Origin of the sequence: Legionella sp. (assembly GCF_049790535.1) — a bacterium.
Taxonomy (GTDB): domain Bacteria; phylum Pseudomonadota; class Gammaproteobacteria; order Legionellales; family Legionellaceae; genus Legionella.
Map to the genome: position 1 here is coordinate 1 of NZ_JBAQZB010000136.1, position 25,580 is coordinate 25,580.

Sequence of the window (25,580 nt, forward strand, 5' to 3'; positions counted from 1 at the left end):
GTCTGATTCATTGATTTTTCAGGTCTAAAACTGACAGCTTGTTCACGGTTTGCAGCATAGTTACTGGAATCACTATAGAAAATTAAATCTTCACCAGAATCTGCTAATACTTGGAACTCATGAGAAGCGAAACCTCCAATGGCTCCCGTGTCTGCTTCTACTGCACGATATTTCAAACCCATGCGATCAAAAATACGGCAATAAGCCTGGTACATTTCTTCATAAGTATTCTGTAAACTTTCCAAATTTAAATGAAAAGAATAGGCATCCTTCATAATAAATTCTCGTGCACGCATAACACCAAAACGGGGTCTGATTTCATCACGGAATTTAGTTTGAATTTGATAAAAACACATTGGCAATTGTTTGTAAGATTGTAATGCATTGCGCATAATATCGGTAATCACTTCTTCATGTGTGGGACCATAACAATATTCTCTATCATTTGAGTCTTTCATGGTGAGTAGTTGTTCACCAAAAGTTTCCCAGCGTCCTGTTTCTTGCCAGAGTTCCGCAGGTTGTATCGCTGGCATGAGTAGTTCCATAGCATTAATGCGATTCAATTCTTCACGGACGATTTGTTCCACTTTGCGAAGCACCTTCAGACCTAAAGGCATCCAAGTGTAGAGGCCTGAGCCTAGTTTATGAATCATGCCTGTTCTTAGCATCAGTTGATGAGAAACAATTTCAGCATCGTTAGGCGTTTCTTTTATAGTCGTTAAAAACCAATGTGAGGCACGCATTTATGTTCCTGAATTTAACTGCTTACAGATGAACGCATTATACATTAGTTCATGTTCAAAACCAGTTTGGAGTAGAGCCTAGAGGCTAATCTTTGCCTCTTTTAACACATGCGCTATTTTAGATGCTAGATTATTATTCTTTTTGCTATCTAATTGATTAAGCTCGTGTTCATAGTCACTGTAATGCACCGAACCACTTTGTACATCATAAATCGCGCCAACCAGTGCAATTTCATTGTGGTCAATTAATTGATTCAGACTTGAACTGCGCTCATATATATTTTGCATGGTATTAGCCACATTTAGTTTGGTAACATGATTAACAAACGTTATATTTGTACTGTTGCGATCATTTTTTGTTATTGTTTCAGCAGCAATGGCAGGCTTTATTTTTTCCAACAATTGCGTAATATGTCCTTGTTTAACATCATCACAGGCGGATTGAATAGCGCCACAACGCGTGTGTCCTAGTACCACAATTAGTTTAACTCCAACGACGTTGCAAGCATATTCGATACTGGCCAAGATGTCATTATTGACGACATTCCCAGCAACACGTACACAAAAGATATCGCCAAATGTCATGTCAAAAATTGTTTCTACAGGTACACGTGAATCAATACAGCCCACTACCACAGCAATAGGATGTTGTCCCTTTGCAGTATATTTTACGTCCATGTGAGTCATCCTGTGGATTCGTTCATTATTTAAAAAACGTTGATTTCCTTCATTAAGTATATTTAACACTTGTGCTGGAGACAGATGTGTTTGTACGTCATAGGTAGTCACATTAATAAAATCAATGTAATTATGAATTTTATAATGCTCTTTGAATCCAGTTAAATTCAAAGCAATTTTTTTATTAACTGCTTGCTCTTCTTTAAATTCTTTTAATAATTCTGAAATTTCTTTATCAATATATTGAGTATAGTGTGCATCAATAATTAGCTGGGAGCCTTTAGGAATAGAATTCAGTTCCGCAATTAAAGGGGCTTTATTAAGAAAAGTCACCTGTTGGGGAAGTATCAGTCGATTAGTTACGCCATTAGGATAAATTTCCTTGATGATGTTAATACGAGTTTGGCTGTTTAATTTTAATATATAAAAGAGACTGACCGCCAGACCTATCAAAATACCAGTTAATAAGTTAAAGACAATAATACTAACAACTGTAGCTAGAAACGGAATAAAACGATCCCATCCTTGAGCATAAACGGAGCGATAAATCGAGGGTTGATTCAATTTATAACCGGTATACATCAGAATGGCAGCTAAAGAAGATAATGGGATTTTATTTAAGGCACCAGGTATTAGCATCACGGCAAGCAGAATGAATATACCGTGCAAAATAATAGACATTTTAGTTTTGGAGCCTGCTTGGATGTTAATAGATGTCCTAACAATTACAGAGGTAATAGGAATACCACCGATAAAGCCTACGGTCATATTGCCCACCCCTTGGGCTATTAATTCACGGTTAGTTGACGCATGTCGTTTTTGCTTATCAAGTCGTTCACCTGCTTTGAAATTGAGCAAGGTTTCAAGGGAGGCAACAATAGCTATGATGCATGCATAAACATAAACTTGAATATTAGTCCAAGCAGCCCAGTTAGGATATTCCAGTTTATCGAATAAATCCTGGAAGTTACTTGTTTGAGGGATATTTACTAACTGTGGTGAGTTCTGCATTAATGCAGAATTGGTCCAAATGTAGAATTCATTTAAAATTACTCCGAAGATTACTACGATGATAGGGGCTGGTATTTCTTTTAGTATTTTATTTTTGGTCTTATCAAAATAAATTAAAATTGCCAAAGAAATTACTGTAATGATTAAGGCCCCAGTGTTTATATGATTATATAAGGCAAGAATAGGACTTAAGGTAATTACATCAGTCGTTTCTAATAAATGAGTTTTTAATTCATTAAAATCTGCGGAAAGGGTAAATGCCAAAGGTAACTGTTTGATTATTAACAAAATGCCAATCGCGCAAAGCAACCCTTGTACTACGTTAGAAGGAACATAATCTGCCACAAATCCTGCTCGGAGACTACCAATAATAATTTGTAATAAACCAGCAAGTAGTAGGGCAAGTAAGAAGGTGTTAAAGTCGCCTAGCTGGGTGATGGCAGTTACTACTACTGCGGCCATGCCTGCTGCAGGGCCACTAACGCTGACTTGTGATCCACTTAACCAACCAACAAGCACGCCGCCAATAATGCCACTTAGAATACCAGAAAATAATGGTGCTCCTGATGCTAAGGCAATGCCTAAGCATAATGGAATAGCGACGAGAAATACTACTATTCCGGCAACAAAATCAAATTTTAAATAGTGTTTAGTGTAAGTTTGAAATTTACCCAAATCAAATGTCGTTTCTGTTTGCATGGGATAGCTCCTATATTAAAATTTATTTCTTCTTAGTTCTCTTTTCGTAAGAGCATTAATCTTTGCATTACGACTAAAATATTGTTAATTTTAGACGAGAATTGTAGTTTATTAAAACATAAATGTAACAAAAACGTAACAAAAATGTAACGCTTTTGTTAAGATTTTTTAAAAGAAGAGATTTATGGTGACAGGATAAGTTTTACAAAAAACTAGGATTCTTCAGTTAAATCAAATTCTTCCACAGAAAAAAGCTCGTCTGATTCATTTGTATTCGTAATTAACTCATGTTCAAGATTTTTAAAATTCCATAAGCTTTGATCCATAAGCTGGCTGGGTTTAATGCTTTGTAATGCATGAAGGATATTACTTGGAACTTTAGGATTTTCCTCTGCAAGTTGATCAATTAAACGCGTTACTTTTTTACGCATTAAGTTTTCTTGTGAACCGCAAAGAGTGCAGGGAATAATTGGGAATGCTTGTTCTCTAGCAAATGCTATAATGTCTTTTTCTTGAACATAACTGAAAGGTCGGATGACAATATGTTTCTTATTATCACTTAACAACTTAGGTGGCATGGATCGAATATCGCCATTATATAAAATGGACATCATTAATGTACGCACTAAGTCATCGCGATGGTGGCCCAAGGCTATTTTATTATAGCCATTTTCTTCTGCATAACGATAAATAATGCCGCGGCGTAAGCGAGAACATAAGGAACAATAAGTTTTACCCTCGGGAATTTTTTCTTTAACAATGCTGTAGGTATCACGAGTCAAAATCTCATATTTAAATGAACGCTCTTCCAACCATTGGCGTAAAGAAGAATCATCCCAACCAGGTTGAGCTTGATCCAATGTAAAAGAAAAAAGTTCAAATTTATTGCCTGAACGACGACGTAACTGATCCAAAATCGTTAACAAGGTGAACGAATCTTTTCCCCCTGATAAACAAACCATTACGCGGTCCCCACGTTGGATCATATTAAAGTCTGCAATAGCTTTACCAGTATAATGCAATAATTTTTTTTCAATTTGAGCAGGATTGGACATTATAAAACCTTGTTTAGAATGAGGGGGTTGGCTTGATGAAGTTCTTTTCTCTTATTTGCCCAAAAGGGCTTGATTGCTTAAACTTATTTTTTAAAATTCAAATTCTTTTGTTTTACAGTTGTTAATTAGTAAAGGAATACAGGTTTCAAAAACTAAAGATTGATGCCATTTTTCTTGATGATCTAATTGATGTACACGAGCTTGCATTATAGGAAGTTTGCCTTCAATAGCAAAAAGTTTTCCACCAGGTAATATTTGCAACATATGCGTTTTAGTTAATTTTTCTAGTGCACCGGAAAATATAATAACATCATAAGGGGCATTTTCTAACCATCCTTGACTTGCATCACCAGTAATTAATTCTACATTATTACAGTGATGTGCTTGAAGTTTATGTTTTGCTTTAGCAGTAAATTCAGAATAGTAATCTATACTAATTACTTTTTTACATAATTTACTTAACAAAGCAGTAAAAAATCCACTACCCGTACCTATCTCTAAAACAGTTTCATTTCCGTTGAGTGCCAATGTTTGTAAAATTGTTCCTTCTTCCGTCGGAGTAAGCATACGTTGACCGTGACCAAGTGGAATTTGCATATCTGAATAGGCAAAATGGCAGTATTGTTCGGGAACAAACTCATGTCTTGGCATAATATAATACAAATTAAGTATTGATTCCTCTAAAACATTACCGGTGCGTAATTGCTGTTTGATCATATTAGTGCGCGCATTTTGATAATTCATTTTCTTTACCATCTTAATTGTTTTTATGATTTAAAACTTTGCGTCAATCTTAGCAAAAAATTAACTCAGGTGCTAAGAAATAATGTTCTCTTCCTTAATTTCATGGTGACTGTGCTTAAAATTTGTTATGATTCACGCCCTTGGGGAAAGTCTTTGCTTATGAGTAATTAATAAATTTGACGTATAGGAGGATACTGTGCTTGAGCGATTTAGCGATTTTTTGCAAACTGAATTAGAAACATTGAAAAGTGAAGGTTTATATAAGTCAGAGCGAATTATTACCAGTCAACAACAGGCTGATGTCACAGTGAATCACAAAGAAGTGATTAATCTTTGTGCAAACAACTACTTAGGGTTGGCTAATGATCCGCAATTAATTGCAATAGGAAAAAAAGCTCTGGAACAATACGGTTATGGAATGGCCTCTGTACGTTTTATTTGTGGAACACAAATGCCACATAAGCAACTTGAGCAAAAAATAAGCCAATTTTTAAGTAAAGAAGATGCCATATTGTATTCTTCATGTTTTGATGCGAACACTGGTCTTTTTGAAACTCTGTTAGGTGAAGAGGATGCAATTATTAGCGATGCCTTGAATCATGCAAGTATCATTGACGGAGTCCGTTTATGTAAGGCAACCCGTTACCGTTATGCTAATAACGACATGAAGGCATTAGAAGAACAACTTATTGCTGCCAAAAATGCTCGTTTTCGTTTGATTGCTACTGACGGTGTTTTTTCAATGGATGGTATTTTGGCTGATTTGCCAGCAATTTGTGAATTAGCCGATAAATACGATGCGATGGTAATGGTGGATGACTCACATGCCGTTGGCTTTATGGGTAAAAGTGGACGTGGAACGCCAGAGCATTTCGGTGTTCTCGATCGTATTGACATTATTACGGGTACTTTGGGTAAAGCTTTGGGTGGCGCTTCTGGTGGTTATACAGTGGCAAATGCAACGGTGATTGATTGGTTACGTCAACGTTCCAGACCCTATTTGTTCTCCAATACACTCGCTCCGGTGATTGCGCATACGTCATGCACAGTTTTAGATAATTTAATGAAAGATAATCATTTGTCCGAAAAATTAAAACGTAACAGTCATTACTTTCGTGACGGCATGACACGTCTGGGCTTCAACTTGATTCCTGGGGAACATGCAATTATTCCAGTAATGTTGGGTGATGCAAATTTAGCAGGGCGCATGGCGAATCGTTTGCTGGAATTAGGGATTTATGTAGTCGGTTTTTCTTACCCAGTAGTACCTAAAGGATTAGCACGAATTCGCACTCAAATGTCTGCTGCTCATGAATTGCACCATTTAGACAAAGCGATTCGGGCCTTTGAAATCGTAGGTAAGGAATTTTCCGTTATTTAAGTAACTACTCACTCAGTAGCATCATGCGACAAATCTGGCCGTTCGCCAAGATTTTTATCTAGCGACTGAGTAGTTACATTGAAGTTAAGACAATCACATCCATACACTTTCAATGATTGTATGAGCTGTAAAATAATTTATTATTTTGAGGTATTTTAATGAAATCTTTAGTCAAAGCAAAAAGAGAACCTGGCATTTGGATGGAAGAGGTTCCTATTCCTAATTATGGCGTGAATGATGTTTTGATTAAAATAAAAAAAACTGCAATTTGTGGTACAGACATTCATATTTATACTTGGGATGAGTGGGCGCAAGCAACTATCCCCGTTCCCATGACTGTAGGTCATGAATTTTACGGCGAAATTGTTGCAATAGGTAAGGAAGTTCAAGGATTGAGTGTTGGGCAGCGTGTTTCAGGTGAAGGACATATAACTTGTAGCTATTGTCGTAATTGCCGCGCGGGAAAACGCCATCTTTGTCGTAATACGTTAGGTGTTGGAGTCAATCGACCTGGATGTTTTGGTGAGTATTTCTCTCTTCCTTCCTCAAACGTTATTGTACTTCCTGATAACATTACTGATGATCAGGCAGCAATTCTTGATCCTTTTGGTAATGCCGTACACTGTGCTTTGTCCTTTGATGTAGTTGGTGAAGACGTTTTAATTACTGGTGCTGGTCCTATTGGTATTATTGCTGCAGCAATAGTTCGTCATATTGGTGCTCGACATGTGGTAATTACTGATGTGAATGAGTACCGGTTGCAATTAGCGCGTCAAATAGGTGTAACCCGTGCTGTAAATGTACAGCATGAAAAACTGTCTGAAGTAGTTGCTGAATTAGGAATGTTGGAAGGTTTTGACATAGGTTTAGAAATGTCGGGTAATCCAATGGCCTTAAACGAAATGATGGCGGCAATGACTCATGGTGGACATGTAGCCATATTAGGTATTCCACCACATGAAACCTCAATCGATTGGAGCCAGGTTATTTTTAAGGGCCTGATGATTAAGGGGATTTATGGACGTGAAATGTTTGAAACCTGGTATAAAATGATTGCTATGTTACAAAGTGGATTAAGTATTTCTGCAGTAACTACACACTATTTCAAAGTGGATGATTATCAACATGCATTTCAGATTATGGCATCCGGTCAATCAGGAAAAGTAATTCTTGATTGGTCCTAACAAAGCAGATTTAAAAGAAACGGAGTATTTATGTCACAATATATTTTTACTATGAATCGGGTTAGCAAGATGGTTGAGAATCAGCGATTTATTCTAAAAGACATTTCATTAAGTTTTTACCCAGGCGCCAAGATTGGTGTGCTCGGTTTAAATGGATCAGGTAAGTCCACATTGTTGCGTATTATGGCTGGTGTGGATAAGCAGTTTGAAGGGGAGGCAAGACCACAATCTGGAATTAAAATTGGTTATCTTGAGCAAGAACCGCAATTGCATCTGGATAAAACAGTACGTGAAGTGGTTGAAGAAGGTGTGATTGAAATGAAGCAGCATCTAGCCCGTTTCGATGAAATCAGCATGTGTTTTGCAGAGCCAATGAGCGATGATCAAATGAATGATTTGCTTACAGAGCAAGGCGAGTTGCAAAATCTTATTGAATCTGGGGGGGGTTGGGACTTGGATAGAAAATTAGATATTGCGGCGGATGCTTTAAGATTACCTGATTGGGATGCTGTGGTAAGCAAATTATCTGGAGGAGAACGTCGTCGTGTTGCCTTATGTCGTTTATTGCTCTCTACTCCTGATATGTTATTACTTGATGAGCCAACAAACCATTTAGATGCAGAATCTGTGGCCTGGTTGGAACATTATCTGGAAAGCTTCGCTGGAACAGTAGTTGCAATCACCCACGATAGATACTTTCTGGATAATGCTGCGGAGTGGATTTTAGAATTAGATCGAGGTGAAGGTATCCCTTATAAAGGTAATTATACTTCTTGGCTTGAGCAAAAAGAAGAACGTTTGAACATGGAAAAGAAACAGGAAGATTCTCATCAACGTGCGATCAAAGCTGAATTGGAATGGGTACGTACGGCACCTAAAGGTCGTCACGCTAAAAATAAAGCGCGTCTTGATCGTTTTGAAGAAATGAACTCCAAAGAATTCCAAAAACGTAATGAAACCAATGAAATTTATATTCCGCCAGGCGAGCGTTTAGGTGATTTGGTGCTTGAAGGGGAACAGATTAGCAAATCATTTGGTGATCGAATCCTAATTGATAAATTGGATTTTAAACTTCCTAAAGGGGGTATTTTGGGAATCATTGGTCCTAATGGTGCAGGTAAATCTACTTTTTTGAAAATGATTACCGGTCATGAAGAACCAAATAGTGGCACTATTCGTATCGGTGAAACGGTGAAATTGGCCTATGTAGATCAGATGCGTGATCATCTAGATCCCAATAAATCAGTATGGCAAGAAATTTCTGATGGTCATGACATGATGCAGGTAGGAAGCTATCAAATGCCTTCACGTGCTTATGTAGGGCGATTTAATTTTAAAGGTACTGATCAACAAAAGAAAATGTCACAGCTTTCAGGAGGAGAGCGTAACCGCGTGCATTTAGCCAAATTGTTAAAGAGTGGTAGCAACGTTTTATTACTCGATGAACCTAGTAATGATTTGGACGTTGAAACATTACGCGCCCTAGAGGAGGCGATTCTTAATTTCCCTGGTTGTGCCGTAGTTATTTCGCATGACAGATGGTTTTTAGATAGAGTTTGTACTCACTTAATGGCATTTGAAGGTGAGTCACAAATTACCTTTATTGAAGGAAATTATAGTGATTATGAGGCAGATAGAAAGCGTCGTTTGGGTGATGCCGCAGAGAGACCATCACGAATTAAATATAGGAAGTTAGAGTCTTAAATTGTGATTTCTCAATTTTAGTTCCCTACTATAGATAGAAGAGAAGAGGTTTTTTACTTTGTTGGAGATAAAATCTAAATGAATAAGATATTTTGGGCAGGTTTATTATTATGCCTTGGCTTAACATCTTGCGTTGAATATGATGAATCTACTTTAATTACTGACGACGTAGGTTATGTGCATCGAACAATTCATTATACCAGAGACAAACGTGGGCGTGGTAATTTCCCCACGAAGATTAAAGCAACTGGCGAGAAACGTTTTGTGTTTGATCCTAAAATTTCTGCGTGGGCAGCTTATGATGAAGAAGGAAATCGCTTATTAACTGGAGGTGGTTCCGCAGGTGTGGATAAATGTGAAGAAAACTTAACTCAGTCCTGTAGAACGGTAACGGGTACATTCCGTATTTATAATAAGAGAGGGATTAATTGTCGTTCTGGAGAGTATCCGGTAGCTACGCAAGGGGGAGCCAAGATGCCTTATTGTATGTATTTTTATCAAGGATTTACAATCCATGCGGCATTTGAAGTTCCTGAGCACCCATCAAGCCATGGTTGCGTACGTGTCTTTCCGAGTGCTGCTAAATGGTTAAACGAAAACTTTATGAATATTGGTACTAAAGTAATCATTTTGGCATATCCTGATCAAAATGGTGTGTATAATCAGAATATTCAATCTTATTAATTGTTGACAATTTATCATTAGGCAGAGGAGGCAATATTTGATATGCCCCCAAAAATTCAAGCTAAATTACCAGCCTTCTTACTTTATTGAGATTGATTAATAGGAGGCTGTTTTTGCGGATCGTTAGGACGTGCATCCAGATTTGTATTTTCTGGATTTAAAGGCGCTTGAACAGGTTTCTTCGTAGTCACTGTGCCGCCCGGAGTGGCGATCATTTGGGTTATGCCCAGATCGCCATTGGGTTTGCGAGCCACTATTAAATTTACACTCAGTAATTGACTCACTTTCTCTTTCTCATTCTGATAAGTAACCATCAAAGGCAAAGTTAGTTTCCATTGATTATCTTTTGCTTCATTAATTAAAATTTCTCCAACAATCTGGCTAGTTACTGTTAGTTTTTGCGATTTAATTGTTTGCATATTTCCTGATTTTTGCAGAGCAGTATTAAAGCCGGTCCAACCTTGCTCAGTAAAACACGCTTGCAGTTTTTGCATTTGCAGATCTAAAGAGGCAGGATCGAAATTAAATGCTTGCATGGTTGCGTTCTTTGACCAAGTTAAGATTACTGTCTGTTCTATTTTTTTTGTTTGAGCTGGAATCTTATAATCACAATCAATTACTGGTTCTGAAGAAGAGGTTGAAACGGGCGCATTGGGTATTGACTGATTAGGTTGTGGGTTTTGAGGTGCAACAGGTTGCATTGCGGTTGTTTGTAGTGGAGTTGTTACGGGTAGTGTTTGTTCGGCATATACTTGAGTAACTATTAGAGTGAAAAGTGCACTCCGAAGTAAGGTGTTCTTCATGAAATAAGCTCCTTTAAATAGTATGCAGTAATTCTGCGATAATAAGAGCCGCCAGTCTCGCTGTTTTTTGATCTTGATCCAGCGGTGGCGACAGTTCAGTAATATCTAAACTTACCACTTTGCCACTTTGTATGATGTATTTCAAGAGTGGTAGTATTTGCCAGGGAGTTAATCCTAATGGCTGAGGGGCGCTAACCCCAGGAGCAAAGCACTCTGCAATAACATCCAGGCAAATTGTTAAATAAATATAATCAAGGTTTAACATGAAGTTATCTAGAAATGTCAGATGCCATGCAAGGTTTTGCTCATAAAGATCTTCTGCAGATAAATAACGAACATTTAATTCCGCTGCGCGCTGGAACAAAGACAAGGTGTTTCCCATTTTTTGTATGCCCAGACAACAATATTCAAAGCGGCGCTTATTTTCGCTGCACCACGCTGCGATTTGTGAAAAAGAAGTTCCAGAGGTTCCAGGTTGGTTTTTTTGATTGGGGCGTATGTCAAAATGAGCATCAAAATTAATGATACCTAATTTAGAATAATGTGGTGCTAAACCTTGAAAGTGAGCCCAGGCAATTTCATGCCCACCACCCAAAGCAATGGTTTGATGGCCTTGTTGATGACAAAAACTGATTAAACTTGCGAATTGGCTTTGAGCTAATTCGAGTTCATCTTGTTCACAAACGATAGTACCCAAATCACAATATGTTTTATTAGTAGCACAAGGTAATTTGGCTAATTGGGTTTTTATTTGATCCGGACCCAATTGAGCTCCTGGACGTCCTTGATTGCGTCGGATTCCAGCATCACAGGCAAAACCAAGAAAAATTGTTTTTTTCTCTTCACAAATTAAATCAGTTTGTCGTAGTGGAAAAGTAATTTTTTGAAAGAAACGTTCTGCATTGACAGTATCTTGCCTACCTTGCCAAAGAGAGGGATTAGCGTGTCGATAATTGGAAAGACTTTCAAACATTTAATTTCTCCAGGCGTTTTTCTAAGTTCCAAAATTGATTAGGAGGACAATAATTTTATAATAAAGTATTTGCTATTTAGGGTCCATTATTAGATTGAATCAATTTTAAGCCTGCCTCATCATTGATCTATCCTTTAATCATAATAAACGACAAAAAAGGGAGGGGCTGATTGGAGCTTTTAATTTCTTTTTAAGAGTCAAAATTAAAAAGTTCATAAAGTGTCTCAAAATATCTTCCTAAATTTGGGGGGTAAAATTAGGAAATTGCACTGAGGTTTTTATGCGAATTGTTGTACTTAAAATTGTGCCAACTTGACCTAATGTCTGGTATTATCAAGTCACTTTAAAAAAATGCAGAGGATAGTGTGTTTATTATTACGGGTGGGGGAAGTGGAATAGGGCGCTCCTTAGCTTTATCTTTGGCTAATCGTGGTAAAGAGGTATTAATTATAGGGCGTCGCGAACAAATGCTTCAAGAAACAGCCGCCGCTGTTCCAAATATCCGTTATCTTTGTGCTGATGTGGCAACTCCAGAAGGTTTAAATAACATTAAGCATCATCTAAATTCTGTCTCCCAACTCCATGCTTTAATTAATAATGCCGGTACGTTACATCCTTTGGCTGAATTAAAGGATATAAACCCCACAGAATGGCAAAATGCTTTAAATACGAATGTAAATGCAGCACTTTTTTTGCCACAGATGTTGTATGATAAGTTAATACACGGTCGAGTGTTAAATATTGGTTCGGGAGCAGCTTATTTTGCGATAAAAGGTTGGGGGGCTTATTGTGTTTCGAAAGCTGCTTTAGCCATGTTGTCTAAATGTTGGCAATTAGAGTCTAAGTCAATTGCTTTTGCTAGTGTGATGCCTGGTATTATTGATACCAACATGCAAATATTAGCTCGAAGTAGTTCCAATCCAGATCATGACAAAAGTAATTTTTATCAACGTTTGAACGATCACGGCCGTTTGCTTTCACCCGAAACAGTTGCTTTATTTTTAACCTGGTTGTTATTAGATGTTAATAATGACCAGTATATTTCCAAAGAATGGGATATTTATGATACCAGACATCATGCTGCCTGGTTGAAACCACCACATCAAGTTCTTCACTGGGATTTTTAATGTTTGTTTGCGATAAATTGTTACTTAATGCCACCAGCATTGATGCATTGGGAAATCAGTTACAACACCAGGCTATTGCTATTAGCAATGGGTTAATTTCCTGGTGTGGGGATGAATCAGCATTGCCAGCGCAGTTTAATAGAGCAAAAGAAACGCAAGATTGTCAGGGCCAATTAGTAACCCCAGGACTTATTGATTGTCATACTCACCTGGTTTATGGAGGCAATCGAGCGTTTGAATTTCCCTTGAAATTGGCAGGAGCAAGTTATGCTGAAATTGCTTATGCAGGAGGAGGTATACTGTCCACGGTACAAAGAACGCGTGCTCTCTCTGAGGAGGAACTAATACGTCAATCATTACCAAGAATTCTTGCCTTAAAAAATGAAGGTGTTACTGTGGTTGAAATTAAATCAGGCTATGGTTTGGATTTGCCTAATGAGCTGAAAATGCTAAGGGTTGCCAAACGATTGGGTGAAATGACTGGCTTAAGAGTAAAAAAGACTTTTCTCGGAGCTCATGCCGTAGCCCCTGAATTTAAAGGAAATAGTCAGGCTTATATTGATGTCCTTTGTCAGGAGATGTTGCCTGCATTAAATGAGGCTAATTTAGTTGATGCAGTCGATGTTTTTTGTGAATCCATTGCGTTTTCACTCAAACAAACCGAGCAAGTTTTTCGTGCAGCTCAGGCATTAAATTTACCTGTTAAATGTCATGCGGCGCAATTATCCAATTTAGGTGCTAGTGAACTTGCCGCTGAGTTTGGTGCTTTGTCTTGCGACCATTTGGAATTTCTCGATGAACAAGGCGCTTATGCAATGGCAAAAGCAAATACAGTAGCTGTTTTACTGCCAGGAGCTTTTTATTTTCTTCGTGAACAATGTCTACCTCCAATAGAGTTATTACGTCACGCCGGAGTGGGTATGGCCATTGCTACAGACTGTAATCCTGGATCATCGCCAACGGCTTCTTTACGTTTGATGATGAGCATGGCGTGTCAGCTTTTTTCATTATCTGTACCTGAAGTATTAGCGGCGGTAACCAGCCAGGCGGCCAAAGCATTGGGTCTTCATAAAGAATTAGGGCAGATTGCTTCAGGAATGGCAGCAGATTTGATAGTATGGTCTGTTAATGAAAGTGCAGCACTTTGTTATTATTTTGCACATCCCTTAGCGCATCAGACGATGATAGCGGGGGAATGGATATTCATGAAGGATGGTGACTGATGATTGATCCCCCTTTTATTGCTGCTGATAAAAAAGTAGCTGAATTAACTGTTCGTGCAATTATTTTGGCAGTACTACTGACCGTATTATTAGCCATGTCTAATGCTTACCTTGCTTTGAAGTTAGGGATTTTAACTTCTGCGTCTATTCCAGCAGCGATTATTTCTATGGGAATTTTACGTTTCTTTAAAACATCGACTGTTCTTGAAAATAATGCGGTGCAAACGGCGGCTTCTGCCGGAGAAGCAGTTGCTGGAGGGATTGTTTATACCATACCGGCATTGATTATTATTGGTTATTGGAACCATTTTGATTACCTTACTAATTTTTTTATCGCCGTAAGTGGGGGAGTTCTAGGTGTACTCTTCTCTATTCCTTTACGTTGTATTTTGGTTAATGATCAAAATTTAAAATTTCCCGAGGGGCGAGCTATTGCTGAAGTATTAAAATCTTCGGTTGAAAAAACAGGGATTAACGACATACTACTTGGTGGGATAATTGGTGGTCTTATTGAATTATTGCAAACTGGTTTTAAGCTCGTTGCTGCTGACTGGAGTTATTGGTTTGTAATAAAACGTTCATTGTTTGGCATAGGTGCCGGATTTTCAGCAACAATGATTGGTGCTGGATATCTTGTTGGTTATGATATGGCAATGAGTATTTTTTTAGGAGCTGTGATTTCTTGGTTTCTTGCTATGCCTGTCGTGAGTAAATTTTACCCTGAATATTTGCATCATTATCCTACAAAAGAGGCTGCTTCATTTTTGTGGAATAGCGAATTGCGCTATTTAGGAATAGGGGCAATGTTGTTTGCTGGTGTATGGACTTTTCTAAAGTTAATTAAACCTTTATCTAAAAGTATTCAAACTTCATTCAGCATATTTACATCTAAGGGTAGCATCAAGGCACAATTGCTTCGCACCGATAAGGATATTCCTCTTCCCTATATTTTAATGGGAATAGGTACTATGGCTTCTCTATTGTTTTTATTTTTCCAACAGGTTCTGCCTTTAACGCAAGTAGGATTGGATAATGATTATGCACCTACCTTAATATTTTTAGGGGTGCTTTATGTTTTGTTTATCGGTTTTATCTTTTCGATAATTACTGCTTACTTTTCAGGAATGGTTGGCGTTACTGCAAGTCCTGGAAGTTCTGTGGTTATTTCAGGGATGCTGTTTGCTGCCTGGTTGTTATTGGTTGCTATTGATCATTTTCTACCTTTACCATTGAGTTCCACACAAATACAAGCGGCAGAAGCAATAACGATTATGATTGGTTCTGTTGTTACCGGCATTGCTGCAATTGCCAATGATAATACTCAAGATTTAAAAGTAGGACAATTGGTTGGTGCTACACCATGGAAACAACAATTAATGCTCTTGTTGGGCGTTGTAATTTCCTCTTTGGTTATTCCGCCAGTCATGCAGTTAATGTTTAATGTTTATGGTATTGCTGGGGTAATGCCTCATTCCGGTATGGACATTAGTCAATCTTTACCGGCACCAACAGCTGCTTTAATGGCGGCTATCACAGAAGCAGTATTCAGAAATTCATTACCCTGGGGGATGATGTTGATTGGTTCTTGCATTATTTTAGCGGTAATTTTTTTGAATTATATTTTTAAATTAAGATATTATTTAAACCTGTCCATGCTCGGTGTAGCTATAGGTATGTATTTACCTATTTCTTCTTCTTTCCCTTTGTTCATTGGTGGAATGATTGCGTTACTGGTACAAAAACGTTTAAAACATAAGCAGATGAATAAAAAGGAAGTGATAACTAGGAGACAAAAAGGAACACTCATAGCTTGTGGTTTGGTTGCAGGCTCTGCAATTATGGATGTAGTACTCACCATACCTTTTTCTATCGCCCAAAATCCTAATGTAATGCAATTAGTAGGGCCTGACTGGAAGGGGACGAGTGTTTACCTAGGAGTGTTGTCTACTTTGTTGTTGGCTTTTTGGATTAATCATAGAGTGTGTATTGGTAAAATTTGACTCTTTTTATGAGCGAATATAAATAGGGGAAAACTGTAAAGGAAAAACAAATTATGAAAAACAAAAGCAGGATATTGTGTATATTAATATTCTTTTTCACTCTTCTTTCTGCATGGTCAACCGCATTGGTGCCCACCAGAAAAATAAGTGTATGCCGAACGCTCTTGTTGATTTAGTAATGCGTGGCATCCTCTGCTGATTCCAATTTTCTGACGTATGTAGTCCAAAATAATGGTTGCCCTACGACATTAACACCAGGAGCTAGTTGCTCCATTGCGAGAAAGCTTGAGTTTTCTTGTAACATGAAATTTTTTCCTGTTGCCGTTGGTTCTGGGCTTGGTTTCGATTTTGCTTGCTATAGTTACATCGGTTGCTGGAGGGTGTCGCATGTCCGGGATTCTGGGGCTGGTATCGTGTCCCCCCTACTCAACTATGCTGAAAAATTATGTGGAGAAAAACAAGACGCGCTTGTTGGACTTAGGGAGTCACTGGAGCAAGGCATCTTTTAACAGTGTTTACTTTATTGTGGTGAGCAAATCCATGTGATTCACCTCTACCTCGATCTGTTCGAGCTGAGATGCGGCTAAAGCTGCTCCTCAGTTCGAACGGATTGAAGAAGTAATAACCAAGGTATTAAAAGGCGCGTATTGCAGTAATTAAAGCAAGGCGATTCTAGCTTTATGCTGTATTAGTTTTTCCTTAGCTAGATGAGCCTGAGCTAATTTCTCTTTTTCCTTTGCAATAATTTCAGCAGGTGCTTTATCTGCAAACTGAGGATTATTTAATTTACCTTCAGCAAGGCTAATGTCTTTTTCTAACTTTGCTAATTCTTTAATTAAACGTGCTAATTCTGCTTCTTTATCGATTAAATCAGCCATTGGGATAAGTAATTCAATTTCACCTAATACTGCAGTTGCTGATACGGGTACTTTGTCGTTGATATTTAAGTAATTAATTTGTTTTAATTTACTCAAGGCCTTTAAAGTATGCTGGTATTTCTCAATTTGCTGTTTAAGTTCAGGCGTGATATGGCGAATATACAAGGGGATGAGTTTACCTGGAGGGATAGACATTTCACTGCGAAGAGTACGAATAGTCTGAATCACCGATTTAATCCATTCTAATTCTTCCTCAATAGTGTCATTAAGGAATTCCTCGTTGACTTGAGGATAAGCACTCAACATAATACTTCCCCCATTTTCACTGGTGAATTTTGTAGTTCGTTGCCAAATTTCTTCTGTAATAAAAGGCATTAAGGGATGCAATAATTTAAGAATTTGATCCAATAGATGAATTAAAGTTTGCCGTGTTCCTCTTTTCAATGCACTAAGTGCTTCTTCGTCTTGTAAAATGGGCTTGGATAATTCCAGGTACCAGTCGCAATATTCATGCCAGACAAATTCATAAATGGTGTTTGCTAATAAATCAAAACGATAAGTTTCAAAATAGTGATGTACTTTGCTAGTAGTTCTCTGTAAGCGCGATAAAATCCATTGATCCGCTGGGCTGTATTGAAATGCACCATCGCCAAAGTCAACCTGTTCTTCATCTGTATTAAGTAGTACGTAACGAGCTGCATTCCATAATTTATTACAAAAATTTCGATATCCTTCAACTCGGCTTACATCGAAGCGCACGTTGCGTCCCGTTGATGCCAGCGCGAAATAAGTAAAGCGTAGGGCATCAGTTCCATAAGCTCGAATCCCTTCTGGAAATTCTTTGCGGGTAGCTTTGATAATTTGGTCGCGTATTGATGGTAACATCAGGTTGGAGGTACGCTTTTCTATTAGAGATTTCAGATCAATTCCATCAATAATATCGAGTGGATCAAGTACGTTTCCTTTTGATTTGGACATTTTATGTCCTTCACTGTCGCGGATTAAGCCAGTAATAAATACATCTTTAAAAGGAACTTTTCCCGTAAATTTTAAACCCATCATGATCATGCGGGCCACCCAAAAGAATATAATGTCAAAACCAGTAACTAGCACGGAGGTAGGATAAAATTGTTCCAATTCTGGTGTACGTTCAGGCCAACCTAAGGTTGAGAAAGGCCATAGAGCTGAAGAAAACCAGGTGTCTAGTACGTCTTCATCCTGTTTCAACAGCGTACTTTCTTTAATTTTATATTTAAAGCGTACGTCATTTTCACTATAACCCACATAAATGTTTTTATTGCTGTCGTACCAGGCTGGAATACGATGTCCCCACCATAATTGTCGGCTGATACACCAATCTTCAATATTTTCCATCCACTGAAAATAAGTTTTAGTCCAGTTTTCAGGAATAAAGCGAATCTCGCCGTTCTTAACTGCTGCGATTGCAGGTTCTGCTAAGGATTGGATTTTTACATACCATTGATCCGTTAAAAAAGGCTCAATAACTACATTTGATTTTTCACCGCGTGGTACTTTTAACTTATGTGCTTCTGTTTTGACAAGAAAGCCTTCTGCATCCAGATCTTTGATAATTTGCTCACGAGCAACAAAGCGATCCATGCCCTGATATTTTAAAGGGGCATTTTTGTTAATGGATGCTTTTTTGGTAAATATATTGATTAGAGGTAATTGATGACGTTTACCTACTTCATGATCGTTAAAGTCATGTGCTGGAGTAATTTTCACACAGCCGCTAGCAAATTCTTTATCTACATAATTGTCGGCAATGATGGGAATTGTGCGATCACATAAAGGTAACTGCACCTGTTGGCCAATTAAATGGTTAAAGCGTTCGTCGTCTGGATTTACGGCGATCGCCGCATCACCTAATAAAGTTTCAGGGCGTGTGGTTGCTACCACCATAAATTCAGAAGAATTTACGAGTGGATAACGGATATGCCATAAAAAACCCTCTTCTTCTTCGTACAAAACTTCCAGATCGGAAACAGCTGTTCCTAGTTTTGGATCCCAGTTAACTAACCGTGTACCGCGATAAATAAGTCCTTCATCATAAAGTTGCACAAATACTTTTTGTACAGCAGCCGATAAGCCTTCATCCATGGTAAAGCGTTCTCTGCCCCAATCTACTGAATCACCCAAACGTCGCATTTGCTGGGTAATGGTAGTACCGGATTCATTTTTCCATTGCCAAACATGCTCCAGGAATTTTTCTCGACTTAGGTTTTTGCGCGAAAGGCCGCAAGCCTCTAACTTTCGTTCGACAACGAGTTGTGTTGAAATCCCGGCATGGTCAGTACCAGGCTGCCATAAAGTTCTATCGCCTAACATCCGATGATAACGAGTTAGGGCATCCATAAGGCTGTGTTGAAAACCATGCCCCATGTGCAGATGACCTGTGACGTTAGGGGGGGGTAGCATAATGCAGTATTTTTTACCGTCACCGTGTGGTTGAAAATAGTGATGACTTTCCCATTTATTATAACAAGCGCTTTCAATCGCTTCTGGGGAATAGACTTTATCCATGGTTTTGACCTGTACAAACAAAAGAAAAAAATTTTATCATACATTACATCAGTTTTAAATTTTGGATGGCCAAAAGACATAGATAAACCGTACTTAGATTAAGTGAGAACGGCCGATCTTTGGTGGTCTCGTGAAAATCTAAAGCGACATGGGTTTAGTTGTTCAATTTCTTAGTGGCCCTCTATTAGCTTAGTTGTTTTAATTTTTATTTACCTATGGTTATAAAAATATCCTATTGACTAAATACAACACTTTGTTACTATGCCTCTTTCATCACACAAAAAGGGAGAAACCATGAAGTTGAAGTCCTTGGTGTTTGTTATTTTCATAGGCTTGTTTAGCAATCTTTTCGCAGCAAATGTACATTTGAACTCAAAAGCGGATACTGCAGACAAAAAATCCATTGCTAAAGAAGTAATGTATCCAGGTTACTGTCAAATCGAAATTATTAATGACAGTTTTACCGATGTATATGTATATGGTAATTTTGATGATGGTAGTAGCATCGATTTTAGCATTTACCGTTATGAAGCGCCTCATTACATTAGCTTGTTTTATTATTTCTATTGCCATAGCGGTATGTACCTGACTATTCAATCTCCTTATGGAGTTGTTTATTCGGGTTGGACTAATGTAGACAGTACTGTACATATTGTTCCTTTCCTGAAAAAAGGTGTTAAAGCTCAAATATCAATGAGATAAGTGAATAAGGGGTTGCATGTATGTGTAGCCTCCTTTTTTATTGAGGAGTTGTAAAATGAAACACGTAATTCCTGCACTTTTATTATTGTCTTTGTTTAGTTCCTCCAGTATAGCCCAAGAGCGATATTACGCTCCCGGCTATCCTTCACCACATAGTGAAACTTATCATTATGGTGAACATTGGTATAAGCATTATCATCCTCATTATCCACGAGTGCCGCAGGCAAGAGTGTATCAACGCCATGCTAATAATCATGGGACTGTTCATGGCAATGTTTCTGAGAATACTCGTCTAGGAGGAGCTGCGGCAATAAAACAACCACGGCAAGCTCAAATACAACATAATGTGCATGAGAATGAGGGTACTAATGGTCCGGTTGTTAAGTATCCGACAGAATCGCGACCCAAAATTATTGTTCAACCGAATAGATAAATAGTAAAAGTGGAGAGAATAGGCCCTCACTATCATTAAGTAAACGTGATTTTTGCATAAGAAATCTATTTGGATTCAGTCCCTAGCTTATGAGCGTAAGAGTATGCCTGTAAAACAGGCCTGGATTCGTATCCAACTAAATTTTGTGATAGTCTATTTCTCTGGATCCGCAGGTAAACTTTTAGCGCGTGGTTTTTAAAAGATGAATTGTCAACAGACTCCATTTTTATGTTTAAGGATTACTTATGTTTGGAAGCCATAACTTAGAAAATTTTGATAAAGAATTATTTCAGGCTATTATTGATGAGCAACAGCGGCAGGAAGATCATATTGAACTGATCGCATCGGAAAACTATGTGAGTCCGTGTGTTTTGGAAGCACAGGGTTGTGTGCTAACTAACAAATATGCAGAAGGTTATCCTGGGAAGCGTTACTATGGAGGTTGCGAGTATGTTGACGTAGCGGAAAACTTAGCAATTGCTCGTGCAAAAAAACTTTTTGGAGCCGACTACGTCAATGTGCAGCCGCATTCAGGTTCACAAGCGAATGCAGCTGTGATGATGGCTTTATTATCACCTGGTGATTCAATTTTAGGTATGGCTTTACCTCATGGTGGTCATTTAACACATGGTTCTAAAGTTAATTTTTCTGGAAAAATCTATGAAGCAACTTCCTATGGGGTGGATGAACATACCGGTTTAATTGACTATGATTTTTTGGAACGTTTGGCCATAGAAAAAAAACCCAAGTTAATTATTGCAGGTTTTTCAGCCTATTCGCGAGTTCTTGATTGGCCACGATTTAGAGCAATTGCAGATAAAGTTGGTTCTTATTTAATGGCGGATATAGCGCATGTAGCAGGTCTGATTGCTGTTGGTTTATATCCATCGCCTGTGCCTTACGCCGATGTGGTCACTACAACAACGCATAAAACCTTAAGAGGTCCGCGTGGTGGGTTAATTTTATGCCGTGCGAATGAGGAGATTGAGAAAAAGTTAAATGCCTCGGTATTTCCTGGTACGCAGGGAGGCCCATTAATGCATGTAATTGCAGCTAAAGCCGTAGCTTTTGCTGAGGCATTATTGCCTGAATTTAAAACTTATCAGGAGCAGGTATTGGTGAACGCGAAAACAATGTGTTCTGTCTTAAGAAACCGTGGGTACACCATTGTATCAGGGGGTACAGATAACCATTTGTTATTAGTTGATTTGATTAATAAAGACCTAACGGGGAAAGATGCTGATGCTGCTCTAGGTAGAGCGCATATTACCGTGAATAAAAATTCAGTACCGAATGATCCACGCTCACCTTTTGTAACCAGCGGTTTACGTCTTGGAACTCCTGCAGTGACTACGAGGGGGTTTAAAGAAAAAGAAATCACTCTTCTATCGAATTGGATAGCAGATATTCTTGATGATATTAACAATGAAGCGACCCTAGCCATGGTAAAAGAACATGTAGTGAGTTTGTGTCGTGAATTTCCGGTTTATAGGTGATCATGTATTGTCCATTTTGTCATGAAGAAGAAACTAAAGTTGTTGATTCACGTTTAATGGCTGATGGTGCTCAAGTACGTAGAAGACGAGAGTGTCTTGAGTGTCATGAGCGTTTTACTACATTTGAAACAGCTGAATTAATCATGCCATCAATTATTAAACGTGACGGCACACGTGAGTCATTTAATATTAATAACTTACGTTCTGGTATGTTGCGTGCTTTAGAAAAAAGACCTGTTAGCATTGATGCATTAGAAGAATCAATTATCACGATTACTCAGAAAATCCGTCGTCGTGGGGAGCGTGAAATCGATTCTCGTCTTGTTGGAGAATTAGTAATGCAGGCATTGTTTAGTCTGGATCATGTCGCCTATGTACGTTTTGCTTCAGTGTACAAGCGATTTCAGGACGTGAGTGATTTCAGACAAACAATTGATCAGATGAAAAAAGATTAGAGATAAACCTTGATATTAAATTTTGAAAAATCCCCCGTTTTCTATACACAAAGAGTTCATGAGGTTATAGTGGAAAAGCAGTCAATAAATGGTAAAAGAAAAGCCCGAAAACTAGCCCTGCAGGCACTTTATCAATGGTTAATGTCAGGTAGTGAGCTGCTTGAAATAGAGGCGCAATTTAGAATTATAAACAATATGGATAAAGTGGATGTCGTCTATTTTTGTCGTTTATTACATGGTGTTCCAGAGCATGTTAATGAATTGGAAGGAAAATTTGCTCCCTTTTTAGATAGAGAAGTCCGGGGATTAAATCCAATTGAATTAACGGTGTTACGTATAGGTTCTTTTGAACTCGTTCATAGTCCGGAAATTCCTTATAAAGTGGTTCTTGATGAAGCTATATCTCTAACTAAAGAGTTTGGTTCCCAAGATGGGTATCGTTATGTCAATGGGGTGTTAAATAACCTGGCACAACAGGTTCGTTCCGTAGAAATCAGTCTTGGCAATGGATGAGTTCTCACTGATAGAACAGTTTTTTAAACCTTTGTGTTTAAAGCGCAAGGATGTTTTGTTGGGCATAGGCGATGATGCAGCTTGCTTGCATATTCCCCAAAGCATGAATTTATTGGTGAGCACAGATACACTGGTTGCAAACGTGCATTTTCTTGCTGAATGGGACGCTTATAATATTGCCTACCGATCTGTTATGGTCAATGTCAGTGATTTAGCAGCGATGGCTGCTCAACCTTGTTGGGCAACTTTAGCATTAACCTTGCCAGAAATGAATAGTGATTGGCTTGAGGCATTTGCACGAGGTTTAAAAGATTCTCTGCAACAATTTAATATTGCTTTAATTGGTGGTGATACCACGCGTGGCCCATTATCAATTACGCTGACAGTGTTTGGTCAAACACCTTGTGGTCAAGAGCTTCGTCGCAGCGGTGCGATGCCGGGCGATGTTATTCTAGTTTCTGGGATGTTGGGTGCTGCTGCTTTAGCAGTCAAATTTTTTGATGTAGACCGTATTTCTTCAGCAGATAAAAACGAATTAATGGATAAATTACTTTACCCTAAACCTCGTATTGATTTAAGTAGTTTTTTGCGCACGTATGCAACTGCTGCGATTGATATATCTGATGGATTAAGTGCGGATCTTAATCATATCTGTGTTGCTAGTGGTGTGGGTGCTTGTCTAAATAAAGAAGCAATTCCCATTCACCCCTTACTTAACAAATATTATCATAATGATGCAGTTGACTTAGCTCTTACAGGGGGCGATGATTATGAGTTATGCTTTACTATTCCAGAGCATCAACTTGATTTATTGATAAATGCATTGAAAAAAGCTGGATTGATGTGCTATCCCGTTGGGATAATTGAGGCAATACCCGGATTAAGAATTAAAACAGCCGATAATCAGTGTGAAGCACTAATTCCGCAGGGTTATTCGCATTTTTAACTTAATATGTACCAGCTATGAGAATAATTATGAAACAAATAAATTTAACGCAACGTGTTTGGCAAGATCCGGTTTATTTTGTTGCCTTTGGCTTTGGTAGTGGATTAATGCCTACAGCACCAGGTACTTGGGGAACTTTAGCTGCTTTTCCAGTTTATTTGTTGTTAATGAACTGTCATTGGATTATCTATCTTTTTTTAACTATGATGGCTTTTATTTTAGGCGTATGGGTTTGTGATAAAGTCAGTAAAGAAATGGGTGTTCATGATTATAAAGGAATTGTCTGGGATGAAGTCGTTGGCTATTTATTGACTATGTTTTTGGCACCCAAAGGACTATTTTGGATGCTCTGCGGTTTTATATTATTTCGAATTTTTGACATTTGGAAGCCTCAACCAATAGGTTATATAGACCGAAAAGTGCATGGGGGTTTTGGAATTATGCTTGATGATGTAGTGGCGGCAGTTCCTGCCTGGGTAATAATGCAACTTTTAGCATGGAGCTTTATACGATGAATGAGAATCATAAAGAACTAATGAGTATCGCATTAACGGTAGGAATTATATGTTTTACTTTGTTTATTATTCATCGTTTTATTCCATCGATAGTTTGGGCTTCTATTATCGTTATTGCTACCTATCCTTTATATAAAAGATGGCGTCGTCTGTTTGGTACTCAAGAAAATATATCTGCTTTTCTATTCACTTTACTAATTGGTTTATTATTTTTGTTGCCTTTAAGTGGGTTAGTTAGAATTCTTGTTAAAGAAATACAATTATTTATTAATTTTTTACAAGAAATAAATCAGCAAGGTGGGGAAGCGCCTGCATTTTTAAGAAATTTTCCATTCATTGGGAGTGATTTAGTATCTTATTGGGATGATAACTTTGGTAAGCCAGGGAAAATTAGAGACTTTTTGTCTAATGTGCATATCTCATTAACACCTACTAGCTATTATGTAAAACAAATAGGAACTAACTTGGCACGTCGCAGCGTGCAAGTAGGCTTTACTTTATTAAGTTTATTCTTTTTTTACCGTGACGGTGATAAATTATTAACCCAGGTTTATCAAGTAGGGGAATATTGTCTTGGACAAAGGTGGTTTCGCTATGCGGACCGATTACCTAAAGCGCTTAGTGCCACAGTGAATGGAACAATTGTTGTAGGACTTGGCGTTGGTGTTCTGATGGGGGTATGTTATGGATTAGTGGGTTTTCCTGCGCCTACCCTTGCTGGATTTATTACTGCTCTTGCTGCAATGATTCCTTTCGTTGTTCCCATAGTTTTTGTTACAGTGGCCATGATTTTATTTTCTGTGGGTGGTATGGTTGGCGCGATTATTGTTTTGATATGGGGGACCTTAGTCATGTTTATTGCCGATCACTTTATCAAACCTGTGCTTATTGGCGGTGCTATTGAACTACCCTTTTTAGCTGTGCTGTTTGGCATTCTTGGTGGTGTTGAAACTTTAGGACTACTGGGGCTGTTTTTAGGGCCTGTAGTGATGGTTCTATTTGTTACTTTATGGCAAGAACCTCAAGCGACTCATTACATTAAAAAGCCTGTTAAATTATAATTAAAAAAAGGTCGGGTATCTGCCACCC

22 protein-coding genes are annotated in these 25,580 nt (G+C 38.1%); 15 read left to right on the forward strand and 7 right to left on the reverse strand.

Annotated features, from left to right (window positions below; genetic code table 11):
- From proS to WA877_RS09155, 4 genes are all read right to left on the reverse strand, one after another.
- Positions 1-743 (reverse strand): proline--tRNA ligase (gene proS, locus WA877_RS09140; RefSeq protein WP_425170609.1); only part of this gene is annotated, 743 nt, incomplete at its 3' end.
- Positions 744-821: 78 nt separating this feature from the next.
- Positions 822-3,131 (reverse strand): bifunctional SulP family inorganic anion transporter/carbonic anhydrase, encoded by a 2,310-nt coding sequence (locus WA877_RS09145; protein WP_425170610.1) that lies wholly within the window; start codon positions 3,129-3,131, stop codon positions 822-824.
- A gap of 212 nt (positions 3,132-3,343) precedes the next feature.
- The gene (gene ttcA, locus WA877_RS09150; RefSeq protein WP_425170611.1) at positions 3,344-4,186 is read right to left on the reverse strand and encodes a tRNA 2-thiocytidine(32) synthetase TtcA; all 843 of its coding nucleotides are present in this window, start codon (positions 4,184-4,186) and stop codon (positions 3,344-3,346) included.
- 90 nt (positions 4,187-4,276) lie between these two features.
- Positions 4,277-4,930, reverse strand: a complete 654-nt coding sequence (locus tag WA877_RS09155) for a protein-L-isoaspartate O-methyltransferase family protein (RefSeq protein WP_425170612.1) — start codon at positions 4,928-4,930, stop codon at positions 4,277-4,279.
- 196 nt (positions 4,931-5,126) lie between these two features.
- Here WA877_RS09155 and WA877_RS09160 point away from each other — a divergent pair, with 196 nt between their 5' ends.
- The 4 genes from WA877_RS09160 to WA877_RS09175 all read left to right on the forward strand — a co-directional run bounded on the left by WA877_RS09160 (position 5,127) and on the right by WA877_RS09175 (position 9,883).
- Positions 5,127-6,311, forward strand: a complete 1,185-nt coding sequence (locus tag WA877_RS09160) for a glycine C-acetyltransferase (RefSeq protein WP_425170613.1) — start codon at positions 5,127-5,129, stop codon at positions 6,309-6,311.
- 158 nt (positions 6,312-6,469) lie between these two features.
- Positions 6,470-7,495 (forward strand): L-threonine 3-dehydrogenase, encoded by a 1,026-nt coding sequence (tdh, locus tag WA877_RS09165; RefSeq protein ID WP_425170614.1) that lies wholly within the window; start codon positions 6,470-6,472, stop codon positions 7,493-7,495.
- 30 nt (positions 7,496-7,525) lie between these two features.
- Positions 7,526-9,199 (forward strand): energy-dependent translational throttle protein EttA, encoded by a 1,674-nt coding sequence (ettA, locus tag WA877_RS09170; protein ID WP_425170615.1) that lies wholly within the window; start codon positions 7,526-7,528, stop codon positions 9,197-9,199.
- A 78-nt stretch (positions 9,200-9,277) separates the two neighbouring features.
- Complete coding sequence (locus tag WA877_RS09175; RefSeq protein WP_425170616.1) at positions 9,278-9,883, forward strand: L,D-transpeptidase; 606 nt, start codon at positions 9,278-9,280, stop codon at positions 9,881-9,883.
- Positions 9,884-9,966: 83 nt separating this feature from the next.
- On the opposite strand, the gene WA877_RS09180 is transcribed toward WA877_RS09175, so the two are convergent.
- Positions 9,967-10,686 (reverse strand): DotI/IcmL family type IV secretion protein, encoded by a 720-nt coding sequence (locus WA877_RS09180; protein WP_425170617.1) that lies wholly within the window; start codon positions 10,684-10,686, stop codon positions 9,967-9,969.
- Positions 10,687-10,699: 13 nt separating this feature from the next.
- Entirely contained in the window at positions 10,700-11,659 is a 960-nt protein-coding gene (hutG, locus tag WA877_RS09185) for a formimidoylglutamase (protein ID WP_425170618.1), read from the reverse strand.
- A gap of 365 nt (positions 11,660-12,024) precedes the next feature.
- On the opposite strand from hutG, the gene WA877_RS09190 reads away from it, so the two are divergent.
- Genes WA877_RS09190 through WA877_RS09200 form a run of 3 tightly spaced genes read left to right on the forward strand, consistent with a single transcriptional unit; the run spans position 12,025 to position 16,009 of the window.
- Positions 12,025-12,786, forward strand: a complete 762-nt coding sequence (locus WA877_RS09190; protein WP_425170619.1) for an SDR family NAD(P)-dependent oxidoreductase — start codon at positions 12,025-12,027, stop codon at positions 12,784-12,786.
- Positions 12,786-14,009, forward strand: coding sequence for an imidazolonepropionase (gene hutI / locus WA877_RS09195; protein WP_425170620.1), 1,224 nt, complete (start codon positions 12,786-12,788; stop codon positions 14,007-14,009). Before WA877_RS09190 ends, hutI begins: the two co-directional genes overlap by 1 nt.
- Positions 14,009-16,009: an OPT family oligopeptide transporter gene (locus WA877_RS09200; RefSeq protein WP_425170621.1), complete on the forward strand. Its 2,001-nt coding sequence runs from the start codon at positions 14,009-14,011 to the stop codon at positions 16,007-16,009. Before hutI ends, WA877_RS09200 begins: the two co-directional genes overlap by 1 nt.
- A 656-nt stretch (positions 16,010-16,665) precedes the next feature.
- On the opposite strand, the gene WA877_RS09205 is transcribed toward WA877_RS09200, so the two are convergent.
- A complete protein-coding gene (locus WA877_RS09205; RefSeq protein WP_425170622.1) occupies positions 16,666-19,431 on the reverse strand; it encodes a valine--tRNA ligase in 2,766 nt (921 codons plus the stop codon).
- Between the two features lie 294 nt (positions 19,432-19,725).
- Here WA877_RS09205 and WA877_RS09210 point away from each other — a divergent pair, with 294 nt between their 5' ends.
- The 8 genes from WA877_RS09210 (at position 19,726) to WA877_RS09245 (ending at position 25,552) form a co-directional block, all read left to right on the forward strand.
- On the forward strand, positions 19,726-20,133 hold the full coding sequence (locus WA877_RS09210; RefSeq protein ID WP_425170623.1) for a hypothetical protein: 408 nt from the start codon (positions 19,726-19,728) through the stop codon (positions 20,131-20,133).
- A 55-nt stretch (positions 20,134-20,188) separates the two neighbouring features.
- Positions 20,189-20,566, forward strand: coding sequence for a hypothetical protein (locus tag WA877_RS09215; protein ID WP_425170624.1), 378 nt, complete (start codon positions 20,189-20,191; stop codon positions 20,564-20,566).
- Positions 20,567-20,811: 245 nt separating this feature from the next.
- Positions 20,812-22,062 (forward strand): serine hydroxymethyltransferase, encoded by a 1,251-nt coding sequence (glyA, locus tag WA877_RS09220; RefSeq protein WP_425170625.1) that lies wholly within the window; start codon positions 20,812-20,814, stop codon positions 22,060-22,062.
- 2 nt (positions 22,063-22,064) lie between these two features.
- Positions 22,065-22,517 (forward strand): transcriptional regulator NrdR, encoded by a 453-nt coding sequence (nrdR, locus tag WA877_RS09225; protein ID WP_425170626.1) that lies wholly within the window; start codon positions 22,065-22,067, stop codon positions 22,515-22,517.
- A gap of 69 nt (positions 22,518-22,586) precedes the next feature.
- Positions 22,587-23,030, forward strand: coding sequence for a transcription antitermination factor NusB (nusB, locus tag WA877_RS09230; protein ID WP_425170627.1), 444 nt, complete (start codon positions 22,587-22,589; stop codon positions 23,028-23,030).
- On the forward strand, positions 23,023-23,976 hold the full coding sequence (gene thiL, locus WA877_RS09235; protein WP_425170628.1) for a thiamine-phosphate kinase: 954 nt from the start codon (positions 23,023-23,025) through the stop codon (positions 23,974-23,976). The genes nusB and thiL overlap by 8 nt, the downstream gene beginning before the upstream one ends.
- A 29-nt stretch (positions 23,977-24,005) precedes the next feature.
- Entirely contained in the window at positions 24,006-24,491 is a 486-nt protein-coding gene (locus tag WA877_RS09240; RefSeq protein ID WP_425170629.1) for a phosphatidylglycerophosphatase A family protein, read from the forward strand.
- Positions 24,488-25,552 carry an AI-2E family transporter gene (locus tag WA877_RS09245; protein WP_425170630.1) on the forward strand — a complete coding sequence of 355 codons (1,065 nt, stop codon included), beginning with the start codon at positions 24,488-24,490 and terminating at the stop codon, positions 25,550-25,552. Before WA877_RS09240 ends, WA877_RS09245 begins: the two co-directional genes overlap by 4 nt.
- Positions 25,553-25,580: the final 28 nt, after the last annotated feature.